The sequence below is a fragment of the Pseudogemmobacter hezensis genome (genome assembly GCF_013155295.1).
Taxonomy (GTDB): Bacteria; Pseudomonadota; Alphaproteobacteria; order Rhodobacterales; family Rhodobacteraceae; genus Pseudogemmobacter; species Pseudogemmobacter hezensis.
The window spans coordinates 1-16,033 of record NZ_JABJXT010000014.1; the positions used below are offsets into that span (position 1 = coordinate 1).

The following is a 16,033-nucleotide window of genomic DNA, read 5'->3' on the forward strand; positions in this document are numbered from 1 at the left end:
TAGAAGCGCGCCGAGCGCTTGAGCAATCTGAGGGCTCCACGCCCGGCGCGCTTGCCCAACCCGAAACCTACCAATATCAAACCCAAGGACTCTCGTTATGAACGAGGGACGACCGGGGGGCAGGTCAGCCCCTGTCAACCAGACTTGTCTGGGAGCGCGCAGGTGACGGTCCAGTTGCCGTGCAGCTTCGTTACCATTGGTCATGGGTTACCCAGTGTAGAATGCTTGTATCTACCATTAAGCTTCCCTTTTGGCTTGGCGCAACCTGTAAGCGAAACGTACGGTCTCTTATACGGCCATGAATGAGCGTTGGACCGATGTGCAGCTTTCGGCTTGCATGTCCGCTTTTGGGGAGCGGCACCGCGGCGCTCATCAGGCGCTGAGTGGCAGCTATGGGCCGGTATCGACGCTCCGGGCGTCACATCAAGCAGACAAGAATGCTGTAAGTCACGCGTTTGACAGGTTAGCCAACGCGTTTGGCTCATCTATCATCCAGAAAGACCGCCTTTTTGAAACAAAAGGCAAGACTTTCTGAAACGCCATAGGGTTAGTTTGGTCGGAGCGAGAGGATTCGAACCTCCGACCCCCTGCTCCCGAAGCAGGTGCGCTACCAGGCTGCGCTACGCTCCGACCGTGGTGGCGGCATAATCCCCGACGCCGCGTTTGACAAGCGAAAATGATGAAAGAGGCCGAATATGTCAGCCGAACGGCCTGACGGGGTTGAGATCCTGCTGTAAGCCCCATTTAATTTCACAGCGCTTTCCGGGGCGGGGTGTCGATGGGATGTCTGTGGTATGTCGCCGGCCCTATTGCAGCATTCGGGTGCCACAGCTGTAATCATCGAGAATGATGTCTGCCTGCGCCACGCCGATGCCCAGAAGATCCAGCACGGCCTGCAGGATCGCATCCACCCCAAGAGCGGCAAGCAGGCTGGCTATGCTGCTGATAATCGCGCTGAGCGCGGTCAATAGCGTTGCAAGCACTGTATTCACCACCGTGATCAGTGGGCAGAGCAAAAGCGACAAAAATCCCGCTGCACAGGCATTGGCATTGACCTGGTCCTGCAGATCATCGCGCACGTCGTCGAGGAAGGTGCTGACATTCGCAACCAGGCCCGAAAGTGTCAGCGGGTTTTTCACCGGAACCGGCTTGCGGAACTGATCCAGGCGGATAGGAACCTGCTTTATGCCGCGCGCCAGTGAGATCCGGTTCATATCGGTCGGCGCAACATTGGCGCGGGAATCGAGGATGCCGATACGCAGGGCCAGCTCTACCGGCGCGGTCTCGGCGTGAAATACGGCCAGCTGATCCGAGGGCAGCCTTGCGCCACAATTCAGGCTGATCGCCGTTGCATCGGCGGTGCCAAGGCCCAGGTTCAGCGCCACCCGCAGCAGGGCATTGTCGCCATCGCCCAGAACATTCGCCTCGACCCGGGCATCCACCTGCGAGACCGAGGCCCGGGGCGGAGGGGCATCGCCGATCCGCCCGATACCGATCACCGGCGGGCGGACAAGGCCTATGCGCAGACCCACATCTGCCAGCGGCGACAGGTCAAGGCCGGTGCCGATATCCAGCCGCTCTGCGGGGTCGGCGGCCAGGCCCAGAAAGGCCATCATCAGATCATAGGCATTGACGGTGACATCGGGCAGAACATCGCCCACGCGTGCCTCTAACAGAGAGGGTGACATATTCATCACCTCTGCCAGTGTTACCGGCTGCCCGGCATGGGACGTGGCGGGCAGCGCGCCGGGCGGCAGGCCGCCAGCCGCAGCAAGGCCGGAAAACAGCTGCGGCGTGGTCAGCGGCAGGTGCAATACGTCGTTGAAGGTGAACACCTCCGTCGCCACGCCTAAGGATAGCAGCGACAGCAGTTCCTCAACCTTGACCCTGGTATTTGCCAGGCCCTCATAGCTGAGAACCGAGACATTCAGCCCGATCCCCAGCCCGGAAAGCACCGGATCCAGGATCGATTCGCGCGTATTTACCCCCAGCAGCCGGTTGCGCAGGGTGAAGACGACAATGGCCTGGCTGCCCGCGACAGCGGAACGGCTGATCACAACCTGATCGTCGCGCAGAACTGGCCGCAGCAGCAGTGCCCGGAATGGAGAGGGCACCTCCACCATCACCGCAGAGGCGCCGCTGGGATTGGCCTGGTTCGGATGCGGCACGAAGCCACCCGAAGGCGAGTAACTGCCCAGCAGGATATGGCGATCTTCCAGTGCAATCACGCCGTAGCGGTCATTTGCAGCCACTGTCTTGCGGGCGACATCGCGCACCCGGACCGGGTCGGGCAGGTAGCGGGCGGCGCTTTGCGCGGCAAGATCGGCCTGCGACTGGGTATAGCGCTTTTGCGCGTTCAGCCTGACCGCATCTGTCGCCAGGCCGCCAATCAGCATCAGAACCGGGAATATGATGACGAAGAACACGGTGACACTGCCCGAAGTGTCACGAATCCAGCGCATAAGCGTGCGCGCGGGATCGATTTGCGGCAAGGCGATGCGGGGCAGATGAAGCCGGGACAGATGAAACCGGGGCATGGCTGGCGATGTCGGCCTGAAACAAGGGGGAAGAATCCCCCTTATTCTGCCTGCAGCATCGCCAGCCACCTAACCGATAAAACGGCGGATTTTATGCGAATATGGGCGATTAAAGCGCCGCCTGCCTGCGCACCCGCACCTTGTCGATAGCGCGGCCATTCATCGCCACGATCTCATATTCCAGCCCGTCGAAATCAAGCTTTTCGCCCGCGACCGGCATATTGCCGTGACGCCACAGGATATAGCCCGCCAGGGTGGAATAGCGCTCGGTCTCGTCTTCCAGATCGGCCTCGAACAGCTGCGAGGCGCGACGGATATCCATCCAGCCATCGACCAGCCAGGACCCATCCTCGGCGCGCTCTTCGGTGGCGGGGGCCTCATCCTCATCGGGGAAGTCGCCCGCGATTGCCTCTAGCACATCGGTGGGTGTCACGATCCCTTCAAGCGAGCCGAATTCGTCAACGATCACGGCCAGTTGCACGGGTGAGCGGCGCAGCTGCTCCATCAGGCGCAGCACCGAGACGCTTTCATGCAGCACCAGCGGCTCGCGGACCGAGCGTTCGGGGTTGATATGCCCGTCGGTCAGCAGATCGCGCATCAGATCGCGTGCCAGTGCGACGCCGGTGAATTCGTCCAGGCTGCCGCGCCCGATCAGGAAGCGCGAATGCTTCTGATCAAGGATCTGCTCGCGGATCTTTGCCTCATCGGACTCAAGGTCGATCCAGTCGATCTCATTGCGCGGCGTCATAACCGAGGTCGCGGGCCGGTCTGTCAGGCCCAGAACGCCCTGGATCATGTCTTTCTCTTCGGGGGCGAAGAGCTCTTGCTCGGCCGCACGGTCGGCGATCACATCGGCGGTGCCGCCAAGATCCTCGCCCTTGCGGCCGCCCAGCAGGCGCAAAACGGCCTCGGCGGTGCGGTCACGCAGGTCGCCCGAGGTGATGTAACGCTCACGGTTGGCGCGGCCGATCTGGTTCAGCGCCTCGATACCGACAGAGAAGCCGATTGCGGCATAGAGATAGCCTTTCGGAATGTGGAAGCCGAAGCCCTCAACGATCAGCGAGAAGCCGATCATCATCAGGAAGCCAAGGCAGAGGATGACCACGGTCGGGTGTTTCGACACGAAGTTCATCAGCGTCTTCGACATCAGCAGCATGACGGCCATGGCGACGAGGACGGCGATATACATGATGGACAGATGTTGCACCATGCCGACGGCGGTGATCACCGAATCCAGCGAGAAAACCGCATCCAGCACCACGATCTGCAAGAGAACCTGCCAGAAAGCCACCTGAACGACGCTGCCCTCTTTGTGGCCGGAATGGCCCTCAAGCCGTTCGTGCAGTTCCATCGTGCCTTTGAACAGAAGGAACAGGCCGCCGAATATCAGGATCAGGTCGCGCCCCGAGAAGCCATGCCCGAAAAGGGCGAAGAGGGGCTCTTGCAGGGTGACGATCCAGGCGATCGAGGCCAGCAGCACAAACCGCATGCCAAGCGCCAGCGACAGGCCGATGATGCGGGCCTTGTCGCGCTGATGCGCGGGCAGTTTGTCGGCGAGAACGGCAATGAAAACGAGGTTGTCGATCCCCAGGACGATCTCAAGCACGATCAAGGTCGCAAGGCCGGCCCAGGCAGCCGGATCAGACATCCATTCAAATAACACGAGGTTTGGCTCCGAAGTGAGAAAGCCGCGCAGGCACATGCCAGGCGCGGTGAGGGGAAAGGAATGCGGATGATTCCGCAAACATGGTGAAAAAAGCTTTGGCCAGCGAAAGCCGGGGGCGGGTGGTTTTATCGCTGATGTAAGGCAGGATCAGGCCAGTGTCGGGCCTGTTACCGCCTGCTTGCCCGCGTGGGGGAGGGCGACTTCGCTCGCTGCTACACGAGCCTTCCTCGGATGAGGGGGGGCTGCCGGATGCGCAGGGGCTGCTTTCGCCCCGACCCGATCCGACAGAGCCTGCGCTGATCGTGCGGGTCTGGGCGATTGCTGCCACGCCACCACAGGCCCGGGCATGCGTGATCCGCACTGACCTGAGCATCCTGCGCGCCGCCGGCGCTTTGACGTGACCGAGTTTCACCCGTTATCCCATAGCTTTCAGACAGGCCTGGTGCCAGTCAACAGAGGTTTCCCGCCATATGACATGCATGGCCAATGCCGTGGTATTTTTCTGCATGTTGGCTTCCGCCGCAAGTCTTTCCTGATCCCCCTGGCGGATTTGCGGCGATAATAGCACCACGAGGGCTGGGGGCGTCTGGGGCCGTCTGGCGCCGTTTATTGGCGAAATTTGTAAAGGATTCGTGTCTTTTCCGCCGGTAAGGCCCGGGTTTCTGCATCTGAGGCCGGGGCAGGCATAAAAAAAGGAGGGCCAGAGCCCCCCTTTTCCTGGTGATTTAAGGCGCTTAATGCGCGGCCGAAGGCCCGAACTGCTTTTCGACATTGCGCTTGTGCAGGTCGAAGGACGCGTCCGAACGAGAGATCAGCGTGTAGAACATCGGCACCACAAACAGCGTGAACAGCGTCCCGATCAACAGGCCGGTGAAGATCACCAGACCCATCGCCTGACGGGCCGCAGCACCTGCACCCTCGGCGATGATCAGCGGAACGACGGCCAGAGCCATGGCGGCGGTGGTCATCAGGATCGGCCGCAGACGGGTTTTCGCCGCCGCGACGATCGCCGCACGCTGGTTCAGCCCGTGGTCTTCGCGTTGCTGATTGGCGAATTCCACCATCAGGATCCCGTGTTTTGTAATCAGACCTATCAGTGTGATCAGGCCGACCTGCGTGTAGATGTTCAGCGTGCTTGCGCCCAGATAAAGCGGCAAAAGCGCACCGAAAATCGACAGAGGCACCGACATCATGATGATGAAGGGGTCACGGAAGCTTTCGAACTGGGCCGCCAGAACCAGGTAGATCACGATGATTGCCGCACCAAAGGCCAGCAGGATCGTGTTGCCTTCGGATTTCTCAAGCCGGGTCTGGCCCGAGTAATCCAGGAAGAAGCCGTCCGGCAGAACCTCTGCCGCGATTTCCTCAAGCTTGGCAACCGCGGTGCCGGTTGAAACACCGGGCATCGGCATGGCCGAAAGCGTGGCCGAGTTCAGCTGGTTGAACTGCTCGATCGCCGAAGCTGCAACACCAGGGTTAAGCGAGATGACCGAGGACAGCGGCAGCATCGCCCCCGAGGAGGAGCGCACGAAGAAGTCGTTCAGCCGCTCGGGGTTGTCACGCCAGTCAACCGGGACCTGGGTCACGATGTCATAGCTGTTGGAGTCGCGGTCGAACTGCGCGACTGCGCCGCCACCGACCAGCAGGCCCAGCGTGGTGCCGATATCCGACACCGAGACGCCAAGGTTTGCGGCACGATCGCGGTCAATCGTCACCCGCACCTGTGGCGCGTCGAAGGACATCGAGTTCTGCACCACGATGAACATGCCGCTTTGCATCGCTTTCTGATAGATTTCATCAGCGACTTCGACGACGCGTTCGGGGTCGTGGATCGACTGAACCACCATCGAGATCGGCAGGCCACCACCGGCACCCGGCAGCGACGGCGGCGCAAAGACGAAGCTTTGCATCCCCGGCGCATTGTCCAGAACGCCCTGGATTTGCTGCTTGATCTGCTCCTGGCTGCGTGCGCGATCAGCCCAGTCTTTCAGCACCCAGATGTAGAAGCCGGTATCCGGTGTACCCATGCCCGCAAACGAGAAGTAGGTCGAAACCTCTTCGATGTCTTTGGTCCGCTCGGTGATCTCGGTCGCAAAGGCCTGGGTGTAATCCAGCGTCGCATAGCGGGGCGCGTTCATCAGGGCGAAAAGCGCGCCCTGATCTTCTTCCGGCGCCAGCTCGGACGAGGTGTTGACCAGCATGAAGCCGGTCGCACCCAGCAAAGAGACCACCATCAACAGCGTGACGGGGCGATAGTCCAGCGACGAAGAGATCCGCCGCTCATACCAGTTGGCCAGGCCGTTCAGCGTTTTGTCGACGATTTTCTGGAAACGCCCCGGCTCGCCATGGGTCAGAAGACGGGCCGACATCGCCGGGGTGATCGTCAGTGCGACGATCCCCGAGATGATCACCGCGCCCGCCAGCGTCAGCGAGAATTCGGTGAAGAGCGAGCCGGTCAGGCCGCCGGTAAAGGCCAGAGGGGCCAGAACCGCCGCCAGGGTGATCGTCATGGCGATAACCGGGCCGGTGATCTCGACCATGCCTTTGATCGAGGCCTGGGCAGGGCTGAGGCCCTCATCGATATGGCGGTGAATGTTTTCCACCACAACGATTGCGTCATCCACCACCAGGCCGATGGCAAGCACCATCGCCAGCAGGGTCAGAAGGTTGATCGAATAGCCCAGCACCAGCATGATCGCGCAAACCCCGACCAGCGACAGCGGGATGGTGACGATCGGCATCAGAACCGAGCGGAACGAGCCCAGGAACAGCAGGATAACGATCACCACGATGACAACTGCCTCGGCGATGGTCGTGAACACCTCGGAAATCGAGGCCGAGATGGTTTCGGTGCTGTCATAGACGAGGGTGATGGACATGCCCTGCGGCAGGCTGTCCTGCAATCCGGGCAATGCGGTCAGCACATTGGTTGCAACATCCAGCTGGTTCTCGCCCGGCGCGGGGATCACGCCGATAAAGGTGCCGGGCTGGCCCTTGAAGGTGACGATGCCGTCGGGCTCGCCCGAGGCCAGCTCGATTGTGGCCACGTCGCGCAAGCGCACGACGCCATTCTCGCCCTCGACCAGCGGCAGCTCGCCAAAGGCATCGGCGTCCTGCAGGGTTGAGGCAAGCGTCAGGGAATAGGCGAAATATTCATTCCGCGTCTTGCCCGGTGCCGCGAGGAAGTTCGACGAACGGATCGCGTTCAGCACCTCGGCTGCGGTCACCCCGCGCGAGGACAGCTTCAGCGGATCCAGCCAGACACGCATGCTGAATTCCTGGCCGCCCATGATTTCCATCTGGGCGACACCCTGAATATTCGTCACGCGCGGGCTGACCACGCGCTCAAGATATTCATTCAGCTGCTCTTTCGACATATTGGGGTTCTGCACCGCCAGATACATCAGAGCAAAGGTCTGGCCGGTGCCTTTCAGCACCACCGGGTCATCGGATTCCGAAGGCAGATCGCCCCGGACCTGGTTGACCTTGGACATAACCTCGGTCAGCGCCACGTCGGGATCGGCCCCCAGTTTCATCTGCACCGTCACCGTTGAAAGGGACTGGCGCGACGAACTGGTGATGTAATCGACATTCTCGGTGGTCGAGACGGCGGCCGCAATCGGCGAGGTGATAAAGCCCTGGATCAGTTCAGCATCTGCACCGGCATAGACGGTGGAAATGGTGATTACCGAATCCTCGACCTCGGGGTATTGGCGCACCGGCAGATTGACCACCGATGCAAGACCGAGAAACAGGATCAGCGCGGCAAGCACAGTCGAAAGGACTGGCCGGCGGATGAATAACTCTGAAAAATGCATCCGATCCCCCTTATTCGGCGGCTTTGGGCGTCAGATCGACCGTGTTGTCGACCTTGACCCTTGCGCCCGATGTCAGGCGGTTCTGGCCTGAGGTCACAATCAGATCTCCTGCCTTGATGCCGGTGGTGACCTCGATCCGCCCGCCAGAGCGACGGCCCAGCTGCACGAAGACCTGCTCGACTTTCTGCTCGTCTGCATTCTCGCCTTCGCGGATCACATAGATCGAGTCCCCGTAAAGCGAAGAGCTGACAGCGGTTTGCGGAACGGCGATCACGCCTTCCTCCTTGGGAAGTGTGATCCGCACCCGCAGGAACTGACCGGGAACCAGTTTGCCCGACAGGTTTTCAACCTCGGCCCGGACCGAGACCATGCGGGTGTTCGGGTCGACGCGCGGCTCGATCCCGGTGATATTGCCGGTGGCCGAAAAATCGCCGACCTCAGAGGTCACCGTCACCGCGCCGCCCATTTTCAGAACAGCAAGCTGTTGTTCAGGAACGGAAAAATCAACGCGCATATTGGCGTGATCCTGCAGCGTCGCATAGATCTGGCCGGCAGAAACATACTGGCCAACCTCAATTTGCGGAATGCCGATCACCCCGCCAAAGGGGGCTTTCAGTGTTTTGCGGTCCAGCGAGGTCTGGGCCAGGGCGACCTGCGCGATGGCGCTTTCAACCTGGGCCTCTGCCGTTTCCAGCGTGGTTGCGGCACCCACGCCACGATCCGAAAGGGTGCGTGCGCGCGTTGCCTCTGCCCGGGCGACGGTCAGAGCGGCCTGGGCCGCAGCAAGCTGTGCCTTTTCGCTGTCATCGTCGATCACGATCATCTGCTGACCTTCGGTCACCGTGTCATTGGCGGCGAAATGCACCGCCCGCACGAGACCGCCGCTTTCAATCGCCAGATCCACGCCCTGACGCGACAGCGAGGTGCCGATGGCGTCGATGCCCGGTTCCCATGTGACGGGCTGGACGGGTTCGGCATTGACCGCAACAGGGGGCGGGGTCATGCCGCCCAGGAACTGAGCAATCATCTCGTCACGGAAATACTTAAACCAGACGATCCCGCCGACAACGATACCCAGTAGAATTATCGCAATAATGAGCCGCTTTATCATCGAATACTCCTGCTGCGCGGTTCGGTCAGACTGACTTGCATGGCCAGTCTTTAAACCGCGTTAACTGAACTGATCGGTTCGATTAGTCAATGACGCAAACTTGCATTCGACTGATCGCATTCGCAGCAATGCTTATTGGAACGCCACCAGATCACAAGGGGCGGATGGGGCTGACGGGCCTTGATTTCACGTTTTGTCTCATGTTAGCCCTTGAATGTTCTCAGGGCGGGGTGCGATTCCCCACCGGCGGTTATAGCCCGCGAGCGCCTCTCCTTCGGGTTGAGGGTCAGCAGATCCGGTGAAATTCCGGGGCCGACGGTATAGTCCGGATGAAAGAGAACCTGTCTGGTGGAATCCGGCTTGGCCGGTCTGTCAGATGGGAGATTGCTCTGGGGCCGAAGACGTTAACTCAACGGATAGGTTCCGAAATGTCGAACAAAACACCCCGTATCGCTTTTATCCGCGCCCGCTGGCATGCCGAGATCGTTGATCAGGCGCTGAAGGGCTTTTCTGACCGCGCCGCCAAAGTGCTGCCCGGCACCGAAATCGACGTCTTCGACGTGCCCGGTGCGCTTGAGGCACCGCTGGTGGCGAAAAAGCTGGCGAAAACCGGCAAATATGAGGGGATCGTGGTCGCAGCCCTGGTGGTTGACGGCGGCATCTACCGTCATGACTTTGTCGCAGGTGCTGTCGTCGATGGCCTGGTGCAGGTCGGGCTGGAAACCGAAGTACCGGTCTATTCCGTCTCGCTGACGCCGCATAACTTCCAGCCGGTCGAGGCGCTGGAAGGCTTCTACCACGCCCATTTCGTCAAGAAAGGCGCCGAGGCCGCAGAAGCCGTCAAGGCAATCCGCGGCCTCGAAGCTCAGATCAGGGCCTGAGCTTAACGGCTGATCAGCTCAGCCGCAGGCGGTTGCGGGACTTCAGACCGTCCCGCGTCCGCGCAACCTCTTCGGCCCGCCGCGCTTCATCCCAGTTCAGCGCGGCGGCAGCCACCCCGGCGGCCTGTTCCAGGCTGGCATCGGTCAGTATCCCGGTCACAGAAAGCGCGGTCCGGCGTTTCACCAGATCTTCCAGATGCACGACCTGCTCATTGCGGGTGATCCAGCCCAGTTCCTGCAGGCTGTAATCGGGCGCATCCGACAGGGTGATCGGGCGCGGGCCTTCGGCCTTCGCCAGTTCGCGCGCGGTGGTGCCGTAACGGGAAAACAGGGTTTTCACCCGGCCCTGGCCCGCGCCTGTTTCGCTGGCGACCTGCGCGATCCAGCCCGCCGGATCGGCCGGATAATCGCGCCCGCCGCCAATCGCCAGATCCTGCGTTGAGACTTTCCGCGCCACGCCCAGCCGTTTCAGCACCACATCCGCCACTTCTTCGGAAAAGCCGCGGAAGGTCGTCCATTTGCCGCCCACCAGCGAGATGACAGGCCAGGTCCGCGCCCCCTCGGGTTCCTGCACCGGGGCCGAATGGTCACGTGAGATCAGCCCCGGGTTCGCCGCATCCGAGGCCGGCAGCGGCCGGATCCCGGCATAGGCATAGACGATCTGGTCTTTCGAGAAGGACAGCCCCGGCAACAGCGACGAAATCGCCTGCATGAAATAGTCGATCTCGTCATCTTCGCAGCGCACATTGTCCGGGTCCGCCGCGCGGATATCTGACGATCCAACCAGGGCCCGGCCCAGATAGTCGAACACCAGGCAGATCCGCCCGTCATCGGCCTCGAAATAGATCATCCGGCCTTTCAGCGCGGCGATCACTCCGGGATGAGCCAGCAGGATATGCGAGCCCTTGGTGCCGCCGATCAGCTTTGTCGTCAGCCCCAGCTGCGCATTCACCTGGTCGATCCACGGCCCGCCCGCATTCAGCACGATTTTCGGGCGGAAGGCGCGGGCGGTGCCGTCAGCCTGGGTCAGGTGGATCACATCGCCCTGAACCCCGGTCAGATGGGTGTAATTCAGCACCTCGGCGCCCGGATTGGCGCGTTTGCCATCCATCAGCAGCTCGACGACCAGGCGCTCGGGCATCCGGACGGTCGCGTCGTAATAGGCCCCCGCCGCCACGATCTTCGGCGTCAGCGGCGGGATCTCTTGCAGGGCGCGTTTTTTCGACCAGAGGCTGTGCTTTGGCATCACCCGCCGCTTCGCGCCGTAGAAATCATAAAGGCTAAGGCCGATTTTCATCAGCACCGCGCCCCGCGATCTGGGGGCCGTGGTCGAGCCGAACAGCGTGCGGATTGCCGCCGGAATGCCTTTGAACCAGGAAAAGAACGGGATCACCGTTTGCAGCGGATGCACCACATGCGGCGCGTTGCGCAGCAAAAGATTGCGCTCCAGCGTCGATTGCGCGACCAGGCGGAACTCACCCGTTTCCAGATATTTGATGCCGCCGTGGATCAGCCGTGAAGGCGCGGCCGAGGTGCCAGAGCTGAAATCGCCCTTATCGGCGATCACCACGCTAAGGCCCTGTTCGGCGATGTCGCGGAAGGTGCCCGCGCCATTGACGCCTGCACCAAGGATCAGCACGTCAATATCTTGTATATCACTCATTTTCATCCACCAGTATCAGGGGCACACCCGCAGCCAGCAAGGCATTGGCCGTGTCATCGGCAAGGGCGCGGTTTACATAGACCGCGTCAAAATCTGTCAGATCGGCAAAGCGGTGCAGCGCCAGCTTGCCGAATTTCGTATGGTCCAGCAGCAGAACGCGCCGCGCCGCCGCCTTCAGCATCGCCTGTTTGACACGCACCGCCCGCGCATCCTGGATCAGCGCCGTCACCCCGGTTGCCCCAGAGGCCGAACAGATCACCAGGTTCGCATGCAGCCCGGCCAGCGCGCTTTCGCAAAGATGGCCGATAAAGGCATTATAGGTCGGGTGGTAATCGCCGCCCAAAGCGATCAGTTCGGGCCCTTCGGGGCCTGACAGGCGGGTCATCATCCCCAGGCTGTTGGTGATCACCGTCAGCGGATCAATCGTCGCCAGATGCGGCCCGAGCGCCGCGACGGTGGTGGAATCGTCCAGGATCACCGCCTGGCCCGGCTGAATCTCGGCCAGGGCGGCGCGGGCCAGCGCGGCTTTCGCGCCCGCCGCATGGGTCTCGCGCCAGGCGATATGGCTTTCGTAAACGCCCGAGGGCTGGGCCGAGACCGCGCCATGCAGCTTGCGCAACACGCCCTGGCGGGCGAGATCCTCGATATGGCGGTGGATCGTCATGCGCGAGACGCCAAAGGCCTGGACAAGGTCGTCGATGCGGACCTCGCCTTTTGCGATCACCATGGCGGCGATCTCATCGCGGCGGCTGAGGGCTGTCATGCCAGGGCTTCCAGCTGCGGCCAAAGCGGGCCGAGTGCTGCCGCCAGGTCGCAATGCAGACGGTAGCGCACAGACATTTCGGCGCTGCGGGCCGGGTCGGGCTGCCAGGTCTGGCCAAGCGCCGCCAGGTCGCGCGGATCGGCGGTCGGGCTGTCAAACAGCCCCACGCCCGAGCCCGCACAAAGCGCTGCAGCCCAGGCGGCGGGTTCCTCGGTCGCGGTAACCGTGACCGGCAGGCCCAGCACATCGGCAAAGACCTGGGCAAACAGCGGGTTGCGGGAAATGCCGCCGGTCAGCAGCGCGGTTTCGGGATGGAACCCATCGCGCAGCGCATCGACATGGATGCGGTGATTGAAGGCGATCCCCTCGATCACCGCCCGCAGCATATCGCCCCGATCATGCCAGCCGCGCAGGCCCAGGAAACTGGCCGAGGCCTCTGCGCCATGCGGGCTGCCAAAGAGATAGGGGTGGAACATCAGCGTCGAGGGGCGCTGGAAGGCGGCCTCGATATCGGGCGTGATCAGGGCGTGAAAGCTGTCGCCCGCTGCCTCGGCCTTTGCGCGGTCGCCGCCGCAGAGTGTATCAAGGAACCAGTCGTAATTCGCAGCCGATGCCGGCGAGATCGACATATTGTTCCACTCGCCCTTCCGCAGCCCGTTGCGGCAGAACCAGCGCGGGTCGATTTTGGCGGTGTTAGAGACTGTTTCATTGATCGAATAGGTGCCCGCGACAATCGCCACCCGCCCCACGCCATGCCCGCCAATCCCAAGCGCCGAGGCGGTTACATCATGCAGCCCGGCCACAACCGGCGTGCCCTCGCGCAGCCCGGTCAGCCTGGCGGCGGCTTCGGTCACATGGCCCACCACCTGATCGGGCAGCGAAACAGGCGGCAGCGCATGGGCCAGCGCCTCAAGCCCCAGAAGGCGCAGGATTTCGGGGTCGTAGTCCTGGGTCTGAACATTGGTGAAACCAGTGCTGGCCTCGGTCAGATCGGTGCCGATCACGCCCGAAAGGCAATAGCGCAGCCAGTCTTTGCAGGCCAGGATATGGGCGATGCGGCTGAACCGCTCTGGCTCATGCCGTTTGATCCAGGCCAGCAGCGCGGTCGGTGCCGAGGCATGGGGCATCTGCCCCGACAGCGTCAATGCGCGGGCCGCGGTGCCGTCAGCCTGCCATTGCGTCACCTGGTCTGCGGCGCGGCTGTCCAGCGACAGGATGCCAGGCCCAAGCGCCGCCCCCTGCGCATCAAGCAAATAAAGCCCGTCGCCATGCGCGGTGGCAGCCACGGCGGCGATATCGGCGGCGCGGCCTGAGAGGGCAAGCGCCTCGGAAATCGCCTCGGCGGTGGCGGCCCAGAGCTGGTTCATGTCACGCTCGACATGGCGAGGGCGTGGCATCAGCTGCGGCAGGCGCCGTCGTGCGACGGCCAAAGGCGTGCCGTGGGCGTCAAAGACCACTGCCTTGGTCACTGTCAGACCATTGTCGATGCCTAAGATACAGGGACCGGAATGCGCCATATTACCCCCTCTGACCCGCCAGGCTGTGACGGGATCCTCAGGTGTTAACATGGCATGATGAGAACTTCACATCAATAGATGTTACGTTGCCGTATCGTCGCCCGCCACCGGGGCCAGCTTCAGCCGCACCCCTTCATTCAGCATGCGCTCGGCAAGGGCCGGATCCAGCCCGGAATCGACGATCACCAGATCAAACTCGCGCAGGCTGGCCATGGCATGCAGCGCCCTTCGGCTGAACTTTGAGTGGTCGGCCAGAAGGATCCGCCGATCCGCGCATTCCAGCATCGCACGCTTGATCCCGACCATGTCCTGGCTTTGGTGAAAGGCCTGGCCATCGGTGATTGCGGCGGTCGACAGAAAGGCCAGATCGGCCCGCAGCCCGCGAATGCCCGCAGAGGTGACCGGCCCCAGAAAGGCGCTGCACCAGTTGTGCAGCTGCCCGCCCAGGCCCAGAAGCGTGATATCGGGCGTGGCGCGCAGGGCATGCATCAGCGTCAGCGAATTGGTGATCGCGGTTAGCGGTACGCGGGCATTCAGATGGGGAACCATCTCGAATACGGTGGTGCTGTCATCGAAAAAGGCGGCCTGGCCTGGCTCGATCTCGGCGCAGGCCATGGCGGCGATGGCGCGTTTCTCGGCCCCCTGGCGGGCGGTGCGAAAAGTATCCGAGGCCTCGATCAGGCTGGTCGGCGCTGCTGAAACCACGCCGCGCATCTTGCGCAAGAGGCCACGGCTGGCCAGCTCATCCAGATCGCGGTGGGCGGTCATCAGGCTGATCCCGAAGCGCGAGGTCAGATCCTCGATCCGCATCGAGCCCTCTGACATCACCGTTTCCGCGATCAGCTGACGCCGCGCGATCTGACGTGCATGGCGGCTGTCCGAGGGGATCGGATCATATCCCGGCTCTGCCTCTGGCCCATTTTCCGGCGCATTTTTCGGCCCGGCATCCGGCAAGGTAGCGTCTGTAAATTTGGTGTTGGACATCAAAGGCCTCCCGGCAGCCGGACTGCGCATTTCGCCCCTATCTCAGGCGACCGGCGGTTGCAACGGAGGGGGCCTAGGGCCAGCTGTTCCGGCACCAGGCGAAAGGCGAAAGGCAGGCCGGGGATGCCCGGCCTGCCCGCAGCGCTTATTCCGACAGAACGAAAGGCGCGGTGTATTTGTCGACATTCTCTGCGGTGATCAGCAGGCAGTCGAACAGCTGCTTTTCGGTTGCCGCGCCGGTCTCGCCGGTTTTGATGAACTTGTCGGCCTGGATCACAGCCTCGCGCGAGAAGATCGCCACCGGCTGCAGCACGGTATATTGCAGCTCGCCGTTTTTGATCGCCTCGACTGCGTCGGGCGAGCCGTCGAAACCGCCGACCTTGACCTGCTCCAGCTTGCCAGCCTCTTTCAGGGCCGCAATCGCGCCAAGCGCCATCTCGTCATTGCCAGCGATCAGGCCGATGACATCGGGGTTGGCCTGCAAGAGCGACTGGGTCTTCTGATAGCCCTGAGTGCGATCCCAGTTGGCAACTTCCTGACCCGATTTCACCAGATCCGGATATTGGCTGATCACGGTCTCATAACCGTTCGAGCGGGTCGCGGCATTGTTGTCTGCGGGGTTGCCGAACAGTTCGACGAAATTGCCGGCATCGCCCACGGCCTCAACCCAGGCCTGCGCACCCAGAGCTGCGCCCTGTGCGTTGTTCGAGACCAGCTGCGATTTGGCCAGGCCTTCCTGGTTGATCTCGGCATTGACGAGGAAAACCGGGATGCCAGCGTCAACCGCCTTTTGCACCGCACCGATGGAGCCATCGGCATTGGCCGGGTCGAGGATGATCGCCACCGATTTATTGGTGATCGCGGTGTCGATCAGCGTGCTTTCGGTATTGGTGTCATTCTTGTGCGAAGAGACATTGGCGGTATAGCCCAGCTCTTCGGCGGTTTTGCGGGCGATCTCGCCTTCGGTGAACCAATAGGGGTTCGCCGGATCGGTCACGATGATTGAGATCAGGCCCTCGGCGGATGCGGCATAGGCCATCATCGGCAAAGCGGCAGCTGCACCCATCAGCGCGCGGCGGGTCAGTTTAAGCAT

General features: G+C 62.0%; 10 protein-coding genes, 1 tRNA gene and 1 riboswitch. Of the genes, 1 reads left to right on the top strand and 10 read right to left on the bottom strand.

Annotated features, from left to right (window positions below; genetic code table 11):
- Positions 1–553: 553 nt before the first annotated feature.
- The 5 genes from HOY34_RS15120 to HOY34_RS15140 form a co-directional block, all read right to left on the bottom strand.
- Positions 554–630: transfer RNA gene (locus HOY34_RS15120), tRNA-Pro, on the bottom strand.
- A gap of 176 nt (positions 631–806) precedes the next feature.
- Positions 807–2,462: a pilus assembly protein TadG-related protein gene (locus HOY34_RS15125; protein WP_172364313.1), complete on the bottom strand. Its 1,656-nt coding sequence runs from the start codon at positions 2,460–2,462 to the stop codon at positions 807–809.
- Between the two features lie 184 nt (positions 2,463–2,646).
- Positions 2,647–4,200, bottom strand: coding sequence for a TerC family protein (locus HOY34_RS15130; RefSeq protein WP_366926967.1), 1,554 nt, complete (start codon positions 4,198–4,200; stop codon positions 2,647–2,649).
- A 737-nt stretch (positions 4,201–4,937) separates the two neighbouring features.
- Positions 4,938–8,021 carry an efflux RND transporter permease subunit gene (locus HOY34_RS15135; protein WP_172364315.1) on the bottom strand — a complete coding sequence of 1,028 codons (3,084 nt, stop codon included), beginning with the start codon at positions 8,019–8,021 and terminating at the stop codon, positions 4,938–4,940.
- A 10-nt stretch (positions 8,022–8,031) separates the two neighbouring features.
- A complete protein-coding gene (locus tag HOY34_RS15140) occupies positions 8,032–9,132 on the bottom strand; it encodes an efflux RND transporter periplasmic adaptor subunit (RefSeq protein WP_172364316.1) in 1,101 nt (366 codons plus the stop codon).
- Positions 9,133–9,344: 212 nt separating this feature from the next.
- Positions 9,345–9,477: riboswitch (FMN riboswitch) on the top strand.
- Positions 9,478–9,560: 83 nt separating this feature from the next.
- Here HOY34_RS15140 and HOY34_RS15145 point away from each other — a divergent pair.
- A complete protein-coding gene (locus HOY34_RS15145) occupies positions 9,561–10,013 on the top strand; it encodes a 6,7-dimethyl-8-ribityllumazine synthase (RefSeq protein ID WP_172364317.1) in 453 nt (150 codons plus the stop codon).
- A 13-nt stretch (positions 10,014–10,026) separates the two neighbouring features.
- Here HOY34_RS15145 and HOY34_RS15150 read toward each other — a convergent pair whose 3' ends face one another.
- From HOY34_RS15150 to HOY34_RS15170, 5 genes are all read right to left on the bottom strand, one after another.
- Positions 10,027–11,676 carry a glycerol-3-phosphate dehydrogenase/oxidase gene (locus HOY34_RS15150; protein ID WP_216654779.1) on the bottom strand — a complete coding sequence of 550 codons (1,650 nt, stop codon included), beginning with the start codon at positions 11,674–11,676 and terminating at the stop codon, positions 10,027–10,029.
- Positions 11,669–12,439 (bottom strand): DeoR/GlpR family DNA-binding transcription regulator, encoded by a 771-nt coding sequence (locus tag HOY34_RS15155; RefSeq protein WP_172364321.1) that lies wholly within the window; start codon positions 12,437–12,439, stop codon positions 11,669–11,671. The genes HOY34_RS15150 and HOY34_RS15155 overlap by 8 nt, the downstream gene beginning before the upstream one ends.
- Positions 12,436–13,956: an FGGY-family carbohydrate kinase gene (locus HOY34_RS15160; protein ID WP_172364323.1), complete on the bottom strand. Its 1,521-nt coding sequence runs from the start codon at positions 13,954–13,956 to the stop codon at positions 12,436–12,438. Before HOY34_RS15160 ends, HOY34_RS15155 begins: the two co-directional genes overlap by 4 nt.
- A gap of 81 nt (positions 13,957–14,037) precedes the next feature.
- The gene (locus tag HOY34_RS15165) at positions 14,038–14,940 is read right to left on the bottom strand and encodes a DeoR/GlpR family DNA-binding transcription regulator (protein ID WP_172364325.1); all 903 of its coding nucleotides are present in this window, start codon (positions 14,938–14,940) and stop codon (positions 14,038–14,040) included.
- 145 nt (positions 14,941–15,085) lie between these two features.
- Positions 15,086–16,033 (bottom strand): D-ribose ABC transporter substrate-binding protein, encoded by a 948-nt coding sequence (locus tag HOY34_RS15170; RefSeq protein ID WP_172364327.1) that lies wholly within the window; start codon positions 16,031–16,033, stop codon positions 15,086–15,088.

What these genes read in the sequence shown, in the direction of transcription:
- HOY34_RS15125 (WP_172364313.1), bottom strand. Translation starts at nt 2,462, where the DNA reads ATGCGCTGGATTCGTGACACTTCGGGCAGTGTCACCGTGTTCTTCGTC.
- HOY34_RS15135 (WP_172364315.1), bottom strand. Translation starts at nt 8,021, where the DNA reads ATGCATTTTTCAGAGTTATTCATCCGCCGGCCAGTCCTTTCGACTGTG.
- HOY34_RS15140 (WP_172364316.1), bottom strand. Translation starts at nt 9,132, where the DNA reads ATGATAAAGCGGCTCATTATTGCGATAATTCTACTGGGTATCGTTGTC.
- HOY34_RS15145 (WP_172364317.1), top strand. Translation starts at nt 9,561, where the DNA reads ATGTCGAACAAAACACCCCGTATCGCTTTTATCCGCGCCCGCTGGCAT.
- HOY34_RS15150 (WP_216654779.1), bottom strand. Translation starts at nt 11,676, where the DNA reads ATGAGTGATATACAAGATATTGACGTGCTGATCCTTGGTGCAGGCGTC.
- HOY34_RS15155 (WP_172364321.1), bottom strand. Translation starts at nt 12,439, where the DNA reads ATGACAGCCCTCAGCCGCCGCGATGAGATCGCCGCCATGGTGATCGCA.
- HOY34_RS15160 (WP_172364323.1), bottom strand. Translation starts at nt 13,956, where the DNA reads ATGGCGCATTCCGGTCCCTGTATCTTAGGCATCGACAATGGTCTGACA.
- HOY34_RS15165 (WP_172364325.1), bottom strand. Translation starts at nt 14,940, where the DNA reads ATGTCCAACACCAAATTTACAGACGCTACCTTGCCGGATGCCGGGCCG.
- HOY34_RS15170 (WP_172364327.1), bottom strand. Translation starts at nt 16,033, where the DNA reads ATGCTTAAACTGACCCGCCGCGCGCTGATGGGTGCAGCTGCCGCTTTG.